Origin of the sequence: Vibrio variabilis (assembly GCF_003263785.1) — a bacterium.
Lineage (GTDB): Bacteria > Pseudomonadota > Gammaproteobacteria > Enterobacterales > Vibrionaceae > Vibrio > Vibrio variabilis.
Genome location: NZ_JYJK01000010.1, coordinates 14,803 through 32,502, shown reverse-complemented (window position 1 = coordinate 32,502; position 17,700 = coordinate 14,803). Strand labels below are relative to the sequence as shown.

The window sequence follows — 17,700 nt, the reverse complement described above, 5'->3', positions numbered from 1 at the left end:
ATAATCTATAGGTAATCTTTACTATCAATACCCATTCTTTGCATGCGTGATAATAGCGTGGTACGTTTTATGCCCAATTTAGCGGCAGCACCTCTATTTCCAGCTACTATTCCATTACTTTCCTTTAGTGCCTGGACAACAAGGTCTCTATCAATGTTCACTTTTTGATATCTAGTTTGGTTATTAGCAGCAACTGGCTTATGACTAAATGACCCTATTTCAGCTAGTTGCTCATCAAGAATCGTTAGTACGCCGCCAGTAGATAATATTAGCGCTCGCTCAACAAAGTTCCTTAACTGCCTAACATTGCCAGGCCAATCATATTGCATAATGGCCTCCATCGCTGGGCCGCTAATATAATCAATATTCTTCCCAAATTTTGTTGACAACTTGTGAGTGAAATAATGAACCAGAATTGGAATGTCACCCTTTCTCTCTCGCAACGGAGGGACTTCAATAGGGAATATATTCAATCTATAGTATAAATCGCTACGAAATGCCTTCTTTTCCACCCTTGAGACTAGATCAACATTGGTTGCAACGACCAATCGAACATCTACTGCGACAGAGTGATTTTTACCCAGCCTCTCAAACTCATTCTCTTGTAATACTCGCAACAGTTTGGGTTGCTGAATTAATGGCAAATCTCCAATCTCATCTAAAAATAGCGTACCTAGATTCGCTTCTTCAAATCGCCCCTTTCGCTTAGCAACAGCCCCTGTGAAGGCTCCCTTTTCATGACCAAACAGCTCACTTTCGAACAAAGATTCTGGTATGGCGGCACAATTCATTTTTACCAGTTTGTTATCCTTCCTTTGGCTAGAATCATGGATTGCCCTCGCGACCAACTCTTTACCAGTTCCTGTTTCTCCTGTTATGAGCACGGTACTATCACACTGAGCTACAAGGTTTGCTCGTGCAATCAATGCGTGCATTTGTTCGCTTTGGGCGACAATCCCCTCGGCGATTTTATACTTGGAGAAGCTTCGTTTTAATGGAATCAAACCTTCGACTGGAGCGACACTATGTTGAACAAAATGTCGGCAAAAGCTATACATAGATATCGCAATTCTATCAGATACATGCTCAAGCAACTCGAGTGTCTCCCACTCACTATCGACAGAAAATGGAACTTTCCAGGCGTAGACAATATGTCCCAAATGAAAATTGCGAAACTTCAAAGGCCAAATGCAGAAACAACCAGTATCACTAGGTAAGAAAGGTTAGATTCCCTCTATTTCAGCCTCGTTTTTCTCATTAGCTTTTATTAACCTTCCCATAACAGATTCAAGGTTATTTCCAAGCAGTTTTGTATTTTGAATTTTAGTATCTATCACTGACTTTGATTTGTCACACATTGTTAACGTCAGCGTTTTCAAAATTATTATTTCTGTCTGCTAAGTCAACTAAAGAGATACTGTTAATGCTCAATTGCTTCGACGTAACTATTGCAAGAATTTTTAATAATTCCTTCTTGTCTGTAGAAGTAATTACTGCGTTGGTGACATCAACTAGCAACTTATTCGAAACATCATCCAACCTCATAGCCACCCCGTACTTTAAATTATATTTTATTGACGAACTTGTAAATAACACACTCTCCCAATCAAAATCTCCGTCTATTTTATAAAAATAGACGGAGTAGTATTGTGATCTAAATTAAGAATGTTCAACCTGTTTCTTTAATCTTGACTTCAGGCTTGTATATTCTTGTTGTACATAGTTTTCCGCTTGGATCTGATCGTCGATTCTTACCAAGTTTACAGCACAGTACTTATACTCTGGCGTACTTGAAATAGGATCGAGATGTTCAATGGTTAACTCATTACAAGCACCTATCCACCATTGATAGGTCATATATACAGCGCCTCTATTGACACGATCGTTTACAGAAATCCTCGAGATTACTTTACCTCGCTTAGAAGAAATCCATGCCAATTCACCCTCATTGACGTTATATTTTTGTGCATCCTCAGGATGAATTTGAATATAACCAGGTTCATCAGCTAATGTCGTCAGCGCAGAGCAATTACCAGTCATCGAACGACATGAGTAATGCCCGACCTCCCTAACTGTCGACAAAACAAGTGGAAACTCTTCACTAGGTAGCTCGATAGGAGCACGCCAATCCGCACCTATAAACTGCCCTTTGCCTGAAGGTGTTGAAAATTGATTGCCCTCAAACAAGTATGGTGTGCCAGGGTGATCTTCTGTAGGACATGGCCATTGCACAGAGCCTTGAGCTTCAATTTTTTCGTAACTTGCGCCTGCGAAATGCGGAGCCAGTGATCGCAACTCATCCCAAATCTCTTTGGTATTGTTGTAATGCATTGGATAGCCCATTTTCGTCGCCAGCAATGAGAAAATTTCCCAATCTGGTTTGCAATTCTTAGGCGGTTCAATCGCTTTGAAAAAGCGCTGGAATCCGCGATCGGCGCTGGTATAAACCCCTTCATGTTCTCCCCAACTTGTTGCAGGGAAGACAACATCAGCCAATTCTGCTGTCTTGGTCATAAAGATGTCTTGAACAATGACAAGGTCGAGTTTACTCAATGTATCTCGAACGGCGGCTATATCGGCTTCCGTTTGGGCTGGATCTTCACCAAAGATGTAGTACGCCTTACATGCACCTTCTGCCACTTTGTGGGCAACTTGTGTCAGGCGATAACCAGGATTTGGCGATAGTTCAACATTCCAGGCTCGCTCAAATTTCTCTCTAACTGCGTCATCTGAAACGAGTTGATATCCAGGGTATACATGTGGGAGCATTCCGAGGTCACAGGTACCTTGGACGTTGTTTTGACCACGGACTGGGCCACACCCCACACTTGGACGACCAAAGTTACCTGTCATCAAAGCAAGGCCTGCGATACCGCGCACAACATCAACAGCTTGTCCAAATTGAGTAACGCCCATACCCCAAAGAATCATGGCATCTTTGGCACAGGCATAGGTTCTCGCTGCAAGTCGAACATCATTCGGGTCAAGCCCTGTTATAGCTTGCATTTTCTCTGGTGAGTACGCCGAAACTATCTTCTTAAACTCTTCAAATCCTTCGGTATAGTTTTCAACGTAAGATTGGTCGTACAAGTTTTCTTCAATAATGACATAGGCGATGGAATTGACCATTGCCATGTTGGTACCGTTATTGAGAGGTAACCATTGGTCTGCAATTCTAGCCGACTCAATTTTCCTTGGGTCACATACAATGACTTTTGCGCCTTTTTCACGCGCTTTGATAATTTGTCTTGCAACAACTGGGTGGGAATCAGCGGCATTATATCCGATGATGAATAAGCAATTAGTGTTTTGAATTTCGGGAATGGCGTTGCTCATCGTACCATTACCTACTGTTGACTCCAGACCGGAGACTGATGGGGCGTGTCACACCCTAGCGCAGTGATCGACGTTGTTCGTCCCTATGACTGCCCGTGCGAACTTCTGCATCACAAAATTCGCCTCATTACCGGGACCGCGCGCTGAGCCTGTTGTGATAATAGAGTCGGGACCGTGTTCTTTTTTGATTTTCAGCAGTTTTACTTGCTGTAAACTCGATTGCTTCATCCCAACTGACTGATTCAAATTTAGCACCTTTCTCTCGGCGTATCATTGGGTTTTTTAATCTTGGGGTTAGTAAGTTGGTATCATTAAGAAAATCCCACCCGTAATACCCTTTCAGACACAGTTGACCTTCATTAGTTCTTCCGTGCATGGGTTCTGCACCTACTACCTTATTGCCTTCAACATGCAATTTCATCTTGCATCCAGTGCCGCAATAGGGGCAAACGACTTCAGTTTTTTTCATAGCTTATTTCTCACTTCTTGATACATCAAAAACTCAGTGACACTGCTTCATCAACGGCAGCCGTCCGTTTTTTCTTTTTCAGACTTTCCACCTCTTCAAGGCTCACTAATTTCAGAGCATTGGTTGGACATACCTCCATACACGCAGGTCCCCCTTGACGATGACTACAAAGATCACATTTCAAGGCTCGGCTCTCTGTAACCACACGATTAAACAGAGCATAAGCGCCTTCAGTCTGCTCAACTTGTTTGGTTACCACATCCATAGCACCATACGGGCATGCAATGGCACAAGTTTTACAACCAATACAACGAGACTGCAGTACTTTGACATAATGGTCTTCTTGTACGATCGCGTGATTAGGACACACTTTAGCGCAAGGAGCATCTTCACACTGACGACACATTACTGGAGCAGTCACAGTAGAGGTCTTTACCAGTTGTAATCTAGGTGTAAACTCAGCCGGATCATGGAGCGTAGTTGCATTTGTATCCGAGCAGTGTGACACCGCACAAGCCACTTCGCACGTCCGACACCCAATACACCGACTGGTTTCGGCAATTATAAATCGATTCATACGATATCCTTTAGTGTTAATATAAATCACTAACCATTAATAGTTAGCATGTTTCATGCCAGACTCTAGCAAAGCCTCCTTAGTCAACAATGTGATCATTTCCCCTAAAATTCAGAGTTTTAATTGACAATCGCACTCCATACAAGCAATCAAATATGCAAAGAATTAAATATCGACACTTTTGTCGATATTTCGACACCAATTAACAATGTTCAAACTCAGTGCTACCCTTCCATGACGTTAATCTGTTATAGATTTCATCAACGCTCTTTTTTACCATTTCAGTCATGGGAAATGAGAAAGCAACAATGGCTGGCTGAATGCCAACAAAAGTCACCTCAGGAACAAACGTTTCCAGCTCTTCTATGAAGAAGTTCAAAGGAAGGGCATGGGTGGAAACCATAAACATGTCGTTGATCGTTTCTGCACCGATAATGCGAATTTCTCCAGCCTTTTCACCAAAGTCAGCAGCATCTACAACGACCACTCTATCTGGCTGAATTTGTCTGATTTTGTAGAGACTATCCTCCGGCATCGTACCACCATCAAGTAACATCCAGTTCTCAATGGGTTCGCTTAACAAGCGCTCTGCCAAGTAAGGACCCGCTCCATCGTCACCCATCATCGCATTACCTACTGTTACCAATACTTGTTTAGTCACTGTTATGCCCTCGAATCATAATGTACATACTTGGCTCTTGGTGAATGGACTGCAACATTTCCATCATGGTTTTCGTAATATCACGCTGCTTCTGGTCTAGGGCTTTTCCATCTAGCTTTGACATTGCCAACGCCATTTGATGAATATGTTCAGGAAAAATAGTGATCTCGCCATACTTCATAAAACCAGATAGCTTTCGATGAACGGACGCGTTTGACTCAAATAACGAGATCCACCGCCGATATTCGTCTCGACTGCAAGTCACGCGAGCATCTAGGCAATCAACTACACCAAGGTGGTGCCCGATAGTTAAGCTGTAATACATCACTTGCTTTATTTGTTCGGGCACATCGTCTTTATCAACAAACTTGCTGTTCAGACAATAAAAGTACACTTTATCTACTATCATGCCGGCATACCCTTCGACGAGGCTTGTTTGCTACACCCTGTTAAGGAGGCCGATACCTTTGCCATCAATCGTCGAACAATTTCCGTAAGACGCGGATCGCCACGCTCAGCTAAGTAAGTATTGATGTTCTCGTCAATGTTTCGACTGTCTGAATGACTAAAAATCACCATAAGTTCGTCAGCAATATCTCCACCTTGTCGGTAGCCTGCTAATAAACGCGCTTCAGCCTCCACCATCACTCGAATGTCCATTGGTACGGTCGGGTGGCGAACTTGTGCGGCGGTCGAATCAACATCATGAGTCTTGGCTTTCATTTTTTGCTCAAGTAGACCTAACGCGACTGCAAACCCATAAATCGTTGCCGCTGGCGTTGGAGGACACCCCGGAATATACACATCCACAGGCACAATTTTGTCACTGCCCCCCATACACAATAAAGATCGTGGAAAATCCCCCATCACAGCCACAAGCTCCATAAGAGACAACAATCTTTGGATCAGGGGCCGATTCATAAGCTCGTAAAGCAGGTCCCCTTGTGGAACGCGTAACTGCACCTGTAAACAACAAAATATCGGCATGACGAGGGGTTGCTACAACCTTAATGCCAAAGCGCTCGGTATCATAAACAGGGGTAGTCGCTGCAAAAATCTCAATCTCACAAGCGTTGCAACCACCACAGTCAACCCGATAGACATACGCTGAACGCTTAATGGTTTTAGCCAGCTCTTGCTTTAAGGCTTGATGCTCCTTTGATAAAGGGACTGGGACAGTTTGAGTATGGTCGGCCGATACAATTTGTTTGATACCTTTCATAACACCTCCTCTTTTGGCTCACTTAATGAGCTTTCTGACTTAGGAAGAAATGCAGAGCACGCCACATTGGCCGCGTCGAGCATATTGTCTTTGCGACGGCATTCTGGGCACGTTTTTATTTGCTCTCGACTATGCTCAAGCTGCTCAGCCTTCATGCCAGTTTGCTTCAGTAGGCCTATGGTATAGTCCAGCAACTTTTGAGGTACAAAAGGCTTTTCGCATTGTAAACAGCACGCAATATCTGACTTTGCGACTTCATAAAGGTCACGCTTATTTGTGACAGCAAGCTCAAAACTTTCCGACAACCGAATAGCCCGAGTAGGACACACTTCTTCACAGCGTCCACAATAAATGCAGCGTGCAATCGACAGTTCCCATTGGCGAACTAAAGCTGGAATATCATTTTCAATGACGATCGCATTGGCGGGACACGCTCGTGCACATGCCCCACAGGAAATACATTGGCTAGCAATTAGCTCTGGCTTGCCTCGAAAGTCTTTCGCCACTTCAAGAGGGGCAAACGGGTATTTGACCGTTTGATCGCCTGTTTTAAGAACCGTTTTTATCAGTTTAAACATATTGCCCCTACAGATCTTTGAGTGGTGAGTTCTTACGAGTGATGCTGTATTGCTCAATCGCTTTGTAAGGAATAGTTTTGCTTCTGCGCTTTTTCGTATCCACAACAGTAACTCGGTCTGTACATGAATAGCAGGGATCCAAACTACCAATAATTAATGGGGCATCGGCCACATTAGCGCCACGTAGCATATAACGTAATGTTGGCCAATTTGCATAAGTAGCAGCTCGGCAACGCCAACGGAAAAGCTTCTGACTATCTCCGGTCATACTCCAGTGAATGTTTTCACCGCGAGGCGCTTCGGTGTAACCAAGAGCGAATTTGTGTGGTACGTACTCGAAGTCTTCTGTGAGGATCGCACCTGGGGGAAGGTGATCAAGTCCAAATTGAACGATATCTAGCGAGTCAAAAGTCTCACGTACGCGTATGAGCACCCTTGCCTTAACATCCCCAGTATCCAAAAACTGTATTTCAGAAGGGACAGCAGAGTAGGCTTCAAAAGTTTGACCATGCACAACTCGAACATCCCGAGCAAAGCCAGAACCACGAATTAGAGGGCCTACAGGACTAAAGTCTCTCGCTACGGTCTTATCCAAGACACCAACACCTGAGATACGGCTCTCAATATTTGGCGTTGAGAGCAACACCTCAACTAGCTCCGTAAACTCTTGTCGAACTTCTTTAACCATTTTGATGGCTAACTTACGTTGTTCTTTTAACAAATCTCGACGAACACCACCGATGAGATTAAGACCATACGTTTTCCTTGCACCGGTTAATGCTTCAGCCAGTTCCATTGTTTTCTCTCGAAGTCTGAAGAACTGCATGAATCCGGAATCAAATCCGACAAAGTGACTAGAGAGACCAATGTTTAACATATGACTATGCAACCTCTCGACTTCAAGCAAGATAGTGCGAATCATTTTTGCTCGGTCCGGAACTGGCACATCTAATGCGTTTTCAACTGAATTCGCATAACCAACACTATGTGTGAAACCACAAATTCCACAGACTCGGTCAGCCAAAAAGCCGACTTCTTGATAGCCCATTCGAGTCTCTGCAAGTTTCTCCATACCCCTATGTACATAGAACATTCGATAATCCGCATCAACGATTCGCTCTCCTTCAACAAAGAGACGGAAATGTCCTGGTTCATCATTGGTAATATGCATCGGGCCAACTGGTATCACGCGATTGCTCTCATCACCCAGCTCGTTTACAAACGGATAGGTTTCCGCTTCGGTGGTCGGCTGTGGTCGCTGGCGGTAATCCATTGCATCTTTTCTTAATGGATGCAAATCCTCTGGCCAATCGTCTGGTAAGATCAAGCGACGCTCATCAGGCAGCCCTACTGGTTTAAGTCCAAACATATCCCGAATTTCGCGTTCCCCCAAACCGCAGCGGGAATATCTGGTGTGATTGAGATAAACTCCGGCTCATGTTCCGGCACCAGTACCTTAACCACAACCCATGACTTCACCTCACCCTCCATAGAAAGTGAATGATAAACGCCAAACCCTCCATTGAGGCTTCGTTCGTCGTTACCAAAGGAAACAGTTAGCCAGCCCCCTGCTCGTAATACAGCCACTTCATTACATCAACCAACGCCGTCATCTTTACGGTAATCGTCACTTGATTACTGGTTTGCCATTCTTCATTTTGAATGGCGCCAGGAAAGAGCTCCCTTACTCCCTGAACATACTGCTGCCCGACTTTGCTTGTCGTGACTTTATCTAGAATGCTATCCAACATGGGTCTACTCCTACTCTTGGCTCATCAAAGTGACAGCGTCACTATTATTAGTAAACGTTCCCCACGGTAAATCGAGAGAATCAAGAACTGAGTGCTCAGTTTCATTGAGCACAACTTGTGCAGCCATATCCGCACCATCAACAACAAACGCAGGGATATTGGTCCCCATTACTAACATCATGGCGATAACAACGACCAAAGGTGCAACCGTCGAGATACCAAACTCACCTCTCTCCATCGCTTTTGGAGAAGTTCCGAACACACATTTTGAAACTAGGCGAGCAAAACCTGCTAAAACGATGGTTAACAATAGAAGAACCACTATCGTCAGCACGGGATGCTGACTATAAATCCCAGAGCAGATAACCAAAAATTCACTGATAAAGAGATTAAAAGGCGGCATTCCAGCAAGTGCCAGTGCACCACAACCAAATAGAACACCGGTCCAAGGAGCGACTTTAACAATCCCTTTAATCGCATTCATATCTCGGGTCCCGTACTTGAGCATAATGTTGCCTGCGCCACAGAACATCAGCGTTTTACCCAAACTATGATTAATGACATGCAGCATTGCGGCGAACACCCCGAGAGGTCCAAGACCTACCGCAAGTGCAATCAAACCCATATTTTCCACACTTGAATAAGCCAACAGCCGCTTAACGTCGCTCTGAACTAAAATGAGGAACGCGGAAAATCCAATGGATAGCAGCCCAAACCCAATGAAAAATGCGTTAGTAAAATCGCTGCCTAACACCTCAGTGCCAATGACATAGTGTCTGAGAATAACCAGAAATGCACAGTTCAATAGGCCGGCTGATAGCAAAGCAGATACCGGACTCGGAGCTTCAGAGTGTGCATCCGGTAACCAGGTGTGCATTGGGAATAACCCCATCTTTGTGCCAAAACCTATCATGATGAAAACAAATCCAATTTGGATAAGCTGTGGGTCAAGCAGCGCAGCGTTGTCTCTAATATCGGTCCATAACAACGCTTTCGTCGCCGAATCAAACACCGCGACACCATTTGCGTACGTTAACACGGTGCCAAATAACCCTAGAGCAATACCAATACTGCACAACATGATGTATTTCCATGCAGCCTCCAATGAAGAGCGCTGAAAATAAATACCCACTAGGAATGTAGAGCTCACTGTCGTCGCCTCAATTGCTACCCACATCAAGACAATGTTATTCGTGGTAAGTGCCACTATCATTGTGGCTACGAACACATTGAACAGCCCATAGTAAAGAGAGAACTGAGTGACGCTAAGTTCACCATGAGTAAACTCATGACCAATATAGCCAATTGAGTAGACTCCGGTAATCACAGTAACGAGTGCAAGCACCACCAAGAATAGCGATGACAACGGATCTAAAATGAACCACTCACCGCTTGTGAGTAAGGTTCCCGACATAAACACATCTACTGCCAGTAAACTGGAGATAACGGCAATAGAAACAATGCTCACAACATGAAGGGTTACCAACACTCGATTAGAGCTGTGCTTAAAAAACGCGTTCAATAACGATATTGCACCGACACAAAAAGGGATACCAATTAATATCGGGAGTAAGTTTTCTAACGTATTCATAACGCTACCCCTTTAAAACATTCAGTTTGCTTGCATCAAGCGTTTGAATGTTTTTAAACACTAGACGTGACAAAACAACCATAATGATCACAGTGAAAAACGCATCAATCGTGATCCCAACTTCTAACAAGTGCGGTGCGCTATGAGCCATTAGTGCAAGCATTAGAGAGGCACCATTCTCCATTAAGCAATAGCCAAAGAGTTGTTTTAGGATGTTGCGGTTTGTGACGATGCAAAGAATGCCAATAAAAAAGTGAGCTAATGACACAGCCAATACAGGCTTAAGGTCTGCAACTAACGGAAGCGCAACAGGTTCAACCACAAGTATGCTCGCAACGCTCAGCAGTGCGACGACTGAAGCTATCGCAAGCGGGTGGAAACGATTTTTATCCGCATCAGGATCACTTAATCTTCGTAGCTGGAAGAACAAGATCGCGGGGAGAAGAATCACTTTGGTCAGCACTGCCGTGACCGACCAACTGTATAGACTATGAGCATCATATTTATATGCAATAGTGCAGAACAGCAAGACTAGCACCATAGACTGTATTGCATATAAACCAGCACTAATACCGACTCCTCTAGCGATCACAACTAAAAAAGAAGTCACCACAAGAAGGCCCGCTAAATTATTAATGAGTTCATTCATAACACATCCTTAGCTTAGCCATGAAGAAGCAATGAAACTGGATAGAAAGCACATAACCATCAAGGCGATGAGCGTCGTTTTCATAACCATTGGAAGTGGCATCATTGACGATACGTTCTCTGAGGGTTCACCTATCACTGTCTTACCGAACCAATAGAGCAACCAAGCAAACGTACCAAGGGACTCAATCAAAGCAATCCCAAGAATTGCCGCCAATATGGGATGCGTATCTATCAGGCTAAAGCCCGCCATGAACATAGGAAACTTGCTGAAAAAAACAGCTAAAGGTGGAACACCTGCGATAGTCATTGCCCCAATACAAAAACCGACCGCAAGCACTGGAGACCCTTTCAATAGTCCTCGAATCTCATTTAGCATTCGCGTACCACAGGCATAACTCAGTGCACCTGCTATCAAAAATAACAAGCACTTGGCAAATGCATGATTGAATATGTATGTCACCGCACTTTCAAATGCCAAATCCGAGCCCAGAGCCGCCACCGACAATGCCAAAAATATGTAGGCTAACTGTGCGATGGTTGAATAGGCCAACAAGCGCTTCATATCTTTTTGCGGCAGGTACATCAGGAAGCCGTAGAGCATAGTGACAGTGGCTCCAAAAATGCCAATGTAAGCCACCACCTCTGGAACACCATCAGCACCCAATATTGCGCGAGCAAAAATATACACCCCAACTTTGACCATAGATGCCGCATGTAAATAGGCACTGATCGGTGTAGGTGCATTCATCGCATCAGGAAGCCACATATGGAGAGGCAGCTGGGCTGATTTAGCCCATGCCGCAAATAGGATCCCAAATAAAACAAACACCTTCATTTCAGGTGATAGCTTGGCAATCGCTGCAAGTTCAAAAGTACCCGTGGAAACAAACAAAGATGCAGCGGCAATAAATAGACCCAGTGAACCAATGTGAGTAACAACTAGCGCTTTAAGCGCTGAGGACCCGGCTTTGTTGGTTTGGTAGTAACTAATTAATGCCCAAGAACACGCTCCAGTAATCTCAAAGAACAGCAACTGGCCTAAGATGGTTGACGATAAGACCACCCCAGCCATTGCGCCAATAAAAGCTAATAGGAAAGCGTAATACCTCGGTGTCGCGACTTGTGCATGTTCTTTGTTGTCTTGGCTCATGTATGCTTGCGAATACATCACAACAACAAAGCCAATCGCGACTACAGCAACCAAAATCAATGTACTGACTTTGTCTATAACCAAACCAAACAAAAGTGTGTTGCCAAGCGAAACAATATCTATCGTAATGGGTACCATACCGCTACTGTAGAACTGAAAAGCCAGTAGCACTGAAAGTAACGTCGCGATACCAGCCCCAAACTGGCACAAACTGCGAACTAAATTGTTGTTATCTTTATAAGCATAACTGGCGACACCACCGTTCACTTCAAGAGTGGACTCTATTCGCAACTGAGGTAATACAAAGATGAATAATGTTCCTATAAATGGAACGAAAATGGAGAGCAACGCAATCAATTCCATAACCTTGTCCTCACACACTTAAGATATAGAACGCCGTTGCCAACACAGCAAAGGCAAAAGCAGACCAAGTGATATGGCCCGAATCAACAAAGCGAACACGAGCGACACTGTTTTCAAAGATACACACAAACAGCATCAACACGCCCACCTTGATGACTAACAGCGCGAACGCACCAATCAAACCAATAACAGTGAGATCGTTGGCTTTACCCCACGGTATGAACATAGCGATAAAGAACATTGCAATCACAACTTGCTTCAGTCCAAGACCCAACTTAATTAACGCCAGTTCCAGACCAGAGTATTCTGTCAATGGTCCTTCCTGTATTTCCTGTTCCGCTTCTGCAACATCGAATGGCATCTTGCCCATTTCAATGAACACAGAAAATGCACAGGCCACGCAGGCAAGCATCAAAACAATGGGGTATTCGCTCGCTTCAGTTGCGACCGCTTGCCCCATCACACTCAAGTCCGTCGAACCCGCGACAAGAGCGACAACAATTGTCGCGAGCATTAATACAGGCTCTACCAACACCCCGATAGTGAGCTCCCGACTACTGCCGATGCCCGCGAACATGCTATTGCTATCTATGCCAGACAATGAGAAGAAGAATCTATAAATAGCAAACAGATAGATGACGGTAATTAAGTCTCCAGACATTGGCACTGGAGAGCGGTAGGTCAGCACAGGAAGGGCGATGACGATGAGAAGCATCGTCACAACCAAAATCCAGGGCATGATCTTAAAAGACAAACCTGAGTTCGCAGGGCCGACAGCTTGTCGTCTGAGCAGTTTGTTGAGATCCCGATATTCCTGTAAAATTCCCGCCCCTCGACGCGAATGCATGCGGGCTCGAATTAAGCGTGAAAACCCGGTTGCCAAGGGCACCAACGTCAGCACCAATGCTGCTTGAAGCGCGCCAAGAACAACCCATTGGGTAGATAAAGTCGTGAGTTCAGGCATTATTTAACTCCCGATGTAAATGGGATGATGAGTAAAGCCAAAAGCGCAACGATCATATAGATGCAATAGACTCTAAAATCACCGCCTTGCACTTTACTGGCATAAGAAGATAGGTAGCTAATTGCCTTGCGTCCTGGATCAATTAAGTAGACCTCAAATGATGGTTCGATACGCTTGGCAAATTGAGTCGTCGTTCTGAGTGTCCCTGCCATCCAATGAGATGGGTCAAGGATATTTCTGATACGGTAAGCAGGCGCAAACATTGAGCGCAGTGGCTGAGTGAAGCCACTTGCAGAAACCGTCATACTGTTCTCAAATTTATAGCCGCAAGCCCAAGGCTCACCCTTAATTCGTCGCTCCAAACGATGACGACCAAAAGGTTTCACTGCAAGTAGCACGACCAACGCTATTGCCCCAAGCATTATTGCCATGACTGGTGTCGACAGTGTGGCTTGACTAATATCACCAGGGTATATTGTTGTTGCCTGCGCTACCTCAACCGTAGCATCGCCAAAACACTGCTCGCTACCGCGCTGATATGAGGAGCAACCCAGGGTGCGCCAACTCCCAAACCGACACATAAGAGCGCGAGGAACCATGTACTGGTCACCATAGTGGCAGGAACTTCAGTCGCAGATTGAGCCGCTTCAGAACGAGGAGCTCCGCCAAAACAGAGGCCATAGACTTTAACAAAACACATACATGCCAATGCGCCGGTGATCGCTAACATCACGATGGCAATAGGACCTGCAATCATCATCACCAACTGAGGTTGCTGGCTGATAGAAAACAACGATTGATAAATAAACCACTCACTAACAAACCCGTTAAGAGGTGGTAATGCAGAAATGGCCATTGTTCCGATGAGGAAAGCAACGGCCGTGTATGGCATCAGCTTTCCGAGGCCGCCCATGGAGTCCATATCTTTCGTGTGAATGCGGTAGATGACAGATCCCGCACCAAAGAAGAGTAAGCTCTTAAATACCGCATGATTGAGTAAGTGATACAAGGCACCCAACAAACCGATAGCAGCAATCACTGGACTATTGTGTGCTGTCGCGATCATCGCAACACCGACACCCAGCAAAATGATACCCACATTTTCAACGGTGTGATAAGCCAGTAATCGTTTAATGTCATGCTCAGCAAGCGCGTACATAACGCCGAGAACGGAAGACAGCGCGCCAAATGCTAAAACGACATAACCCCACCACGCTTGAGACGCCCCAAGAAACACTAAGCCAAATTTGATGATTCCAAACACACCAATTTTGACCATAACGCCAGACATCAACGCCGAAGCGTGAGACGGAGCCGCTGGGTGAGCTAGAGGCAACCAAGCGTGCAAAGTAATCATCCCTGCTTTGGCTCCAAAACCCAAAAACGCTAACACAAAGATAATGGATGCCTTGGCTGGAGAGAGTGCTAGATTGCTGTAATCTGCAAAGTTTAGGCTGCCCGTCTCTTGATACAGTAAGAAAAACGCCACCATAATAAAGACTGACCCAGCATGGGCGATAATAAAGTACTGCAAACCAGCCCGAACACTCTTGCCATTCTGCTCAACCAATACGAGAAAATAGGAAGCGAACGACATCATCTCGAAGAAGATAATGAAATAGAAACTGTTCGCAACGACGATCACAGCTATCATGGAGACCACAAATATGTTCAAGAAAAACGTAATTGCCCACGCTCCTTTTCCGACATATTCCTGCAAGTAATCTATCGCATAAATACCAGATGCTAGCGCAATTAAAGAGATAACCAACACCATATAACTGGCTAGCATGTCAAAATGCACTACAAGTTCAGAGAAATAAAAAAACGCTCGGCAATTCAATTGGAACTGAACCACCACTCAGTAATGAAAACACAGCAGCAATAACACCACTGCCCCTGCTAAAGCGGTAAGCACCCCTGTTATAACAAGCAATTGAGCCTCGCGCTTACTATTACCAAGCAAACTGACAATACTTGCTAGAAGGTGACACCCTACCGCAACCAACAACCAATCTGTCGCGACCATCATTTAGCCCTCCAGTCCTTTAGCGGACATCCCTTCAATTTGCATATCGCAGGCAGCCTGTCTACGTTTCGTGTCAGATGCAACGTTCACAGCTTCTACATCAACCAATGAAATTGCATCCATCGGACAAGTAGCGATACACGCTGGCCCCTCACCTCTAGAACGACACAAGTCACACTTGACCGCGATACTCTTTACACCAGGTTCCCACACCAGCAAGTCCGAGCCGAACGTTGATGGCACCGACGTACTTGGGTTACTGCTTCGTGGTGTCGATGGGATGTAGGTGTCATAACTCGTCGCCATAGCGACCGGACGACTGCCATCTAACGAAATGGCGCCAAAAGGACAGGCTGCTGAACACAAAGTACACCCCACACAAACGGCTTCTTTAATAAAGACTCCTGCATCGTCTGCAACGATTGCTCCCACCGGACAAACAGCTGCACAAGGCGCATCCTCACAGTGACGGCATGCGACTGGCGCAGTGCTGTCGTTATGTTTTACCAAGTTCAACCTCGGATGCCCCTGCAGACCTTGCGCTTTGTGTACTTCAGAGCATGCCGCCATACACGTACTGCATCCAATACACTTCTTTGGGTCTGCAACAACAAAACTTTTCATAGCTTTCCCTTCTAAAAACGTGGCTGGTTTCACTTCCTAGTCACCAGCCACACTGAAAAACGCGCTACGCACCTACTGCCTCAACACCACCTTCAACTTGCGCCGTGGTTTCGTACATTGGTCGCATCGCTTTCAAAATGTGTTGATGACTCAGAACACCGACAAATTTACCGTCTTCAAGTACAGGCAAAGTATGAGGTTTATTGACACGCATCGAGCGAGCCCTTTCTTCTAGTGACGCGCTGCTCATCGTTGTAATGACGCCGCTACTCGTAGATGGATACAACTGTTCCTTGTCAATGCATAAGAACTCTGCCACATCCAATAGTCGGTCACTCGCATTGACTGCCAATACCTCACGAACCATTAAGTCTCCAACCCTTTGACCCGATTTCACGTTGTACTCTTTACACCACAGCTCAACCATCACGTCATGAGCAGAAACGAAACCAACAAGGTTGTCCTCATGGTCGCAAACTGGAGCGCCCGAAACATTAGCCTCAAGCATGCGATCCATTGCGATACCAATAGGCGCTTTTTCAAGCAGCACTACCGGAGATTTATCCATAAAGTCTTTGACTAAAATGCTCTGATCTATTTGTTCACCGCCTTTTGATGGTGCAAGTTGAGGCAGGTGTGTTACTGAAGAGGTCCTCACCTGTGCCACCTCTGGTTTATGGTAAATAGCCCAATTGGCGAGCCCTACTAAACCTGCCCCTCCGACAATATTGCCGAGTGTCACTGGAATTAAGTTAGCAAATAGAAAGTTAGAAACAGTGAGGTCAGCATAGGCACTTGCACTTAAACCGGTCACAGACCAAAACTCTGCTGGTGCAAAATTGTAGATAGCAATTCCAAGTGGGATCATGAACATATTTGCAATACTGTGCTCAAAGCCACTCGAGACAAACATAGCAACAGGCATAATAATTAAGGCCATTTTGGTCATTGCGTTGGCAGAGCTAAATGTTAGCCATACAGCCAAACACACCAAAGTATTACACAAAATACCAAGGGCAAAGGCTTGACCAAACGTATGGTGAACTTTGTGCTGGGCAATATTAAGTGCATTTACCCCCAGGCACCTCCATTCATCCCGTACATACCCGCAGTCATAACGATGGCCAAAAGCGCTAATGCCCCTATAAAATTGCCGGCATACACCTTTCCCCAAACAGATAACATTTTGGAGAAGCTAATTTGTTTATTGGCATAGGATATTGCTGAAAGTACAACGCTAGTAAAAAGTTCACCCCCACACAATACAACCAGCACCAAACCCAAACTAAATGCTAAACCTCCTGCCAGCCTACCTAACCCCCAGCCTGCACTATTTCCCGTCGTCACCGTTATATAAAATAAAAACGCAATCCCAATAAATGCGCCAGCCATCATAGCTAACCCAATAGTCATCTTATTTGATTTTTTAGTTTTACTGAGCGCGAACTTTTCAGCTTCCGCCATCATCTCTGGTGGCGAAAATAACAAGTTGTTTTTTGCGGTACTCGTTGACATATTTTCGTCCTCAAAATTATCGTTGTCATATCCCAGACAACTCGCTACAAAAGACCTACTTCTCGAGTCCATTTTCCAAAAAAGACACGACATGATCACTAAGTAGTTAATTGCAAATTTTGAGCCAAGTTAAAGCTAACAAATTACGTGTATCTATGTGACTAAAATCACGAACAGAGGGATATTTCGACACACTAATCGACACTAGTGACTATATCG

18 protein-coding genes and 2 pseudogenes are annotated in these 17,700 nt (G+C 44.9%); all 20 read right to left on the bottom strand.

Features of this window, described 5'->3' with window-relative positions; genetic code table 11:
- Nucleotides 1-5: 5 nt before the first annotated feature.
- The 20 genes and pseudogenes from TZ48_RS02340 to focA all read right to left on the bottom strand — a co-directional run bounded on the left by TZ48_RS02340 (nucleotide 6) and on the right by focA (nucleotide 17,481).
- Entirely contained in the window at nucleotides 6-1,094 is a 1,089-nt protein-coding gene (locus tag TZ48_RS02340; RefSeq protein WP_162674461.1) for a sigma-54 interaction domain-containing protein, read from the bottom strand.
- Between the two features lie 565 nt (nucleotides 1,095-1,659).
- Nucleotides 1,660-3,805: pseudogene (gene fdhF, locus TZ48_RS02330) on the bottom strand (formate dehydrogenase subunit alpha).
- Nucleotides 3,806-3,830: 25 nt separating this feature from the next.
- Nucleotides 3,831-4,226 carry a 4Fe-4S dicluster domain-containing protein gene (locus TZ48_RS02325; RefSeq protein ID WP_239670669.1) on the bottom strand — a complete coding sequence of 132 codons (396 nt, stop codon included), beginning with the start codon at nucleotides 4,224-4,226 and terminating at the stop codon, nucleotides 3,831-3,833.
- 358 nt (nucleotides 4,227-4,584) lie between these two features.
- Nucleotides 4,585-5,043 carry a hydrogenase maturation peptidase HycI gene (hycI, locus tag TZ48_RS02320; protein ID WP_112478119.1) on the bottom strand — a complete coding sequence of 153 codons (459 nt, stop codon included), beginning with the start codon at nucleotides 5,041-5,043 and terminating at the stop codon, nucleotides 4,585-4,587.
- Nucleotides 5,036-5,452: a formate hydrogenlyase maturation protein HycH gene (hycH, locus tag TZ48_RS02315; RefSeq protein WP_112478118.1), complete on the bottom strand. Its 417-nt coding sequence runs from the start codon at nucleotides 5,450-5,452 to the stop codon at nucleotides 5,036-5,038. Before hycH ends, hycI begins: the two co-directional genes overlap by 8 nt.
- Nucleotides 5,449-5,880, bottom strand: a complete 432-nt coding sequence (locus TZ48_RS02310) for a hypothetical protein (protein ID WP_275426397.1) — start codon at nucleotides 5,878-5,880, stop codon at nucleotides 5,449-5,451. The genes hycH and TZ48_RS02310 overlap by 4 nt, the downstream gene beginning before the upstream one ends.
- A complete protein-coding gene (locus TZ48_RS25690; RefSeq protein WP_275426396.1) occupies nucleotides 5,867-6,265 on the bottom strand; it encodes an NADH-quinone oxidoreductase subunit B family protein in 399 nt (132 codons plus the stop codon). Before TZ48_RS25690 ends, TZ48_RS02310 begins: the two co-directional genes overlap by 14 nt.
- Nucleotides 6,262-6,843, bottom strand: a complete 582-nt coding sequence (locus TZ48_RS02305; protein WP_112478117.1) for a formate hydrogenlyase complex iron-sulfur subunit — start codon at nucleotides 6,841-6,843, stop codon at nucleotides 6,262-6,264. The genes TZ48_RS25690 and TZ48_RS02305 overlap by 4 nt, the downstream gene beginning before the upstream one ends.
- A gap of 7 nt (nucleotides 6,844-6,850) precedes the next feature.
- Nucleotides 6,851-8,212, bottom strand: coding sequence for a hydrogenase large subunit (locus TZ48_RS02300; protein WP_275426395.1), 1,362 nt, complete (start codon nucleotides 8,210-8,212; stop codon nucleotides 6,851-6,853).
- Nucleotides 8,191-8,430 carry a hypothetical protein gene (locus tag TZ48_RS25685; RefSeq protein WP_275426394.1) on the bottom strand — a complete coding sequence of 80 codons (240 nt, stop codon included), beginning with the start codon at nucleotides 8,428-8,430 and terminating at the stop codon, nucleotides 8,191-8,193. The genes TZ48_RS02300 and TZ48_RS25685 overlap by 22 nt, the downstream gene beginning before the upstream one ends.
- Complete coding sequence (locus tag TZ48_RS25680) at nucleotides 8,400-8,594, bottom strand: hypothetical protein (protein ID WP_275426393.1); 195 nt, start codon at nucleotides 8,592-8,594, stop codon at nucleotides 8,400-8,402. The genes TZ48_RS25685 and TZ48_RS25680 overlap by 31 nt, the downstream gene beginning before the upstream one ends.
- Nucleotides 8,595-8,604: 10 nt before the next feature.
- Nucleotides 8,605-10,185, bottom strand: coding sequence for a hydrogenase 4 subunit F (locus TZ48_RS02295; protein ID WP_112478116.1), 1,581 nt, complete (start codon nucleotides 10,183-10,185; stop codon nucleotides 8,605-8,607).
- 4 nt (nucleotides 10,186-10,189) lie between these two features.
- Nucleotides 10,190-10,834, bottom strand: coding sequence for a hydrogenase 4 membrane subunit (gene hyfE, locus TZ48_RS02290; RefSeq protein ID WP_112478115.1), 645 nt, complete (start codon nucleotides 10,832-10,834; stop codon nucleotides 10,190-10,192).
- A gap of 9 nt (nucleotides 10,835-10,843) precedes the next feature.
- Nucleotides 10,844-12,349, bottom strand: coding sequence for a hydrogenase 4 subunit D (locus TZ48_RS02285; RefSeq protein ID WP_112478114.1), 1,506 nt, complete (start codon nucleotides 12,347-12,349; stop codon nucleotides 10,844-10,846).
- Between the two features lie 10 nt (nucleotides 12,350-12,359).
- Entirely contained in the window at nucleotides 12,360-13,313 is a 954-nt protein-coding gene (locus TZ48_RS02280) for a respiratory chain complex I subunit 1 family protein (protein WP_112478113.1), read from the bottom strand.
- Nucleotides 13,313-13,744, bottom strand: coding sequence for a hypothetical protein (locus TZ48_RS24650; RefSeq protein WP_239670668.1), 432 nt, complete (start codon nucleotides 13,742-13,744; stop codon nucleotides 13,313-13,315). The genes TZ48_RS02280 and TZ48_RS24650 overlap by 1 nt, the downstream gene beginning before the upstream one ends.
- A gap of 59 nt (nucleotides 13,745-13,803) precedes the next feature.
- Nucleotides 13,804-15,105 (bottom strand): proton-conducting transporter transmembrane domain-containing protein, encoded by a 1,302-nt coding sequence (locus tag TZ48_RS02275; RefSeq protein ID WP_239670667.1) that lies wholly within the window; start codon nucleotides 15,103-15,105, stop codon nucleotides 13,804-13,806.
- 69 nt (nucleotides 15,106-15,174) lie between these two features.
- Nucleotides 15,175-15,345, bottom strand: coding sequence for a hypothetical protein (locus TZ48_RS24295; RefSeq protein WP_162674460.1), 171 nt, complete (start codon nucleotides 15,343-15,345; stop codon nucleotides 15,175-15,177).
- Nucleotides 15,346-15,966 (bottom strand): 4Fe-4S dicluster domain-containing protein, encoded by a 621-nt coding sequence (locus tag TZ48_RS02270; RefSeq protein ID WP_112478136.1) that lies wholly within the window; start codon nucleotides 15,964-15,966, stop codon nucleotides 15,346-15,348.
- Between the two features lie 64 nt (nucleotides 15,967-16,030).
- Nucleotides 16,031-17,481 (bottom strand): annotated as a pseudogene (gene focA, locus TZ48_RS25675) (formate transporter FocA).
- Between the last annotated feature and the right edge of the window lie 219 nt (nucleotides 17,482-17,700).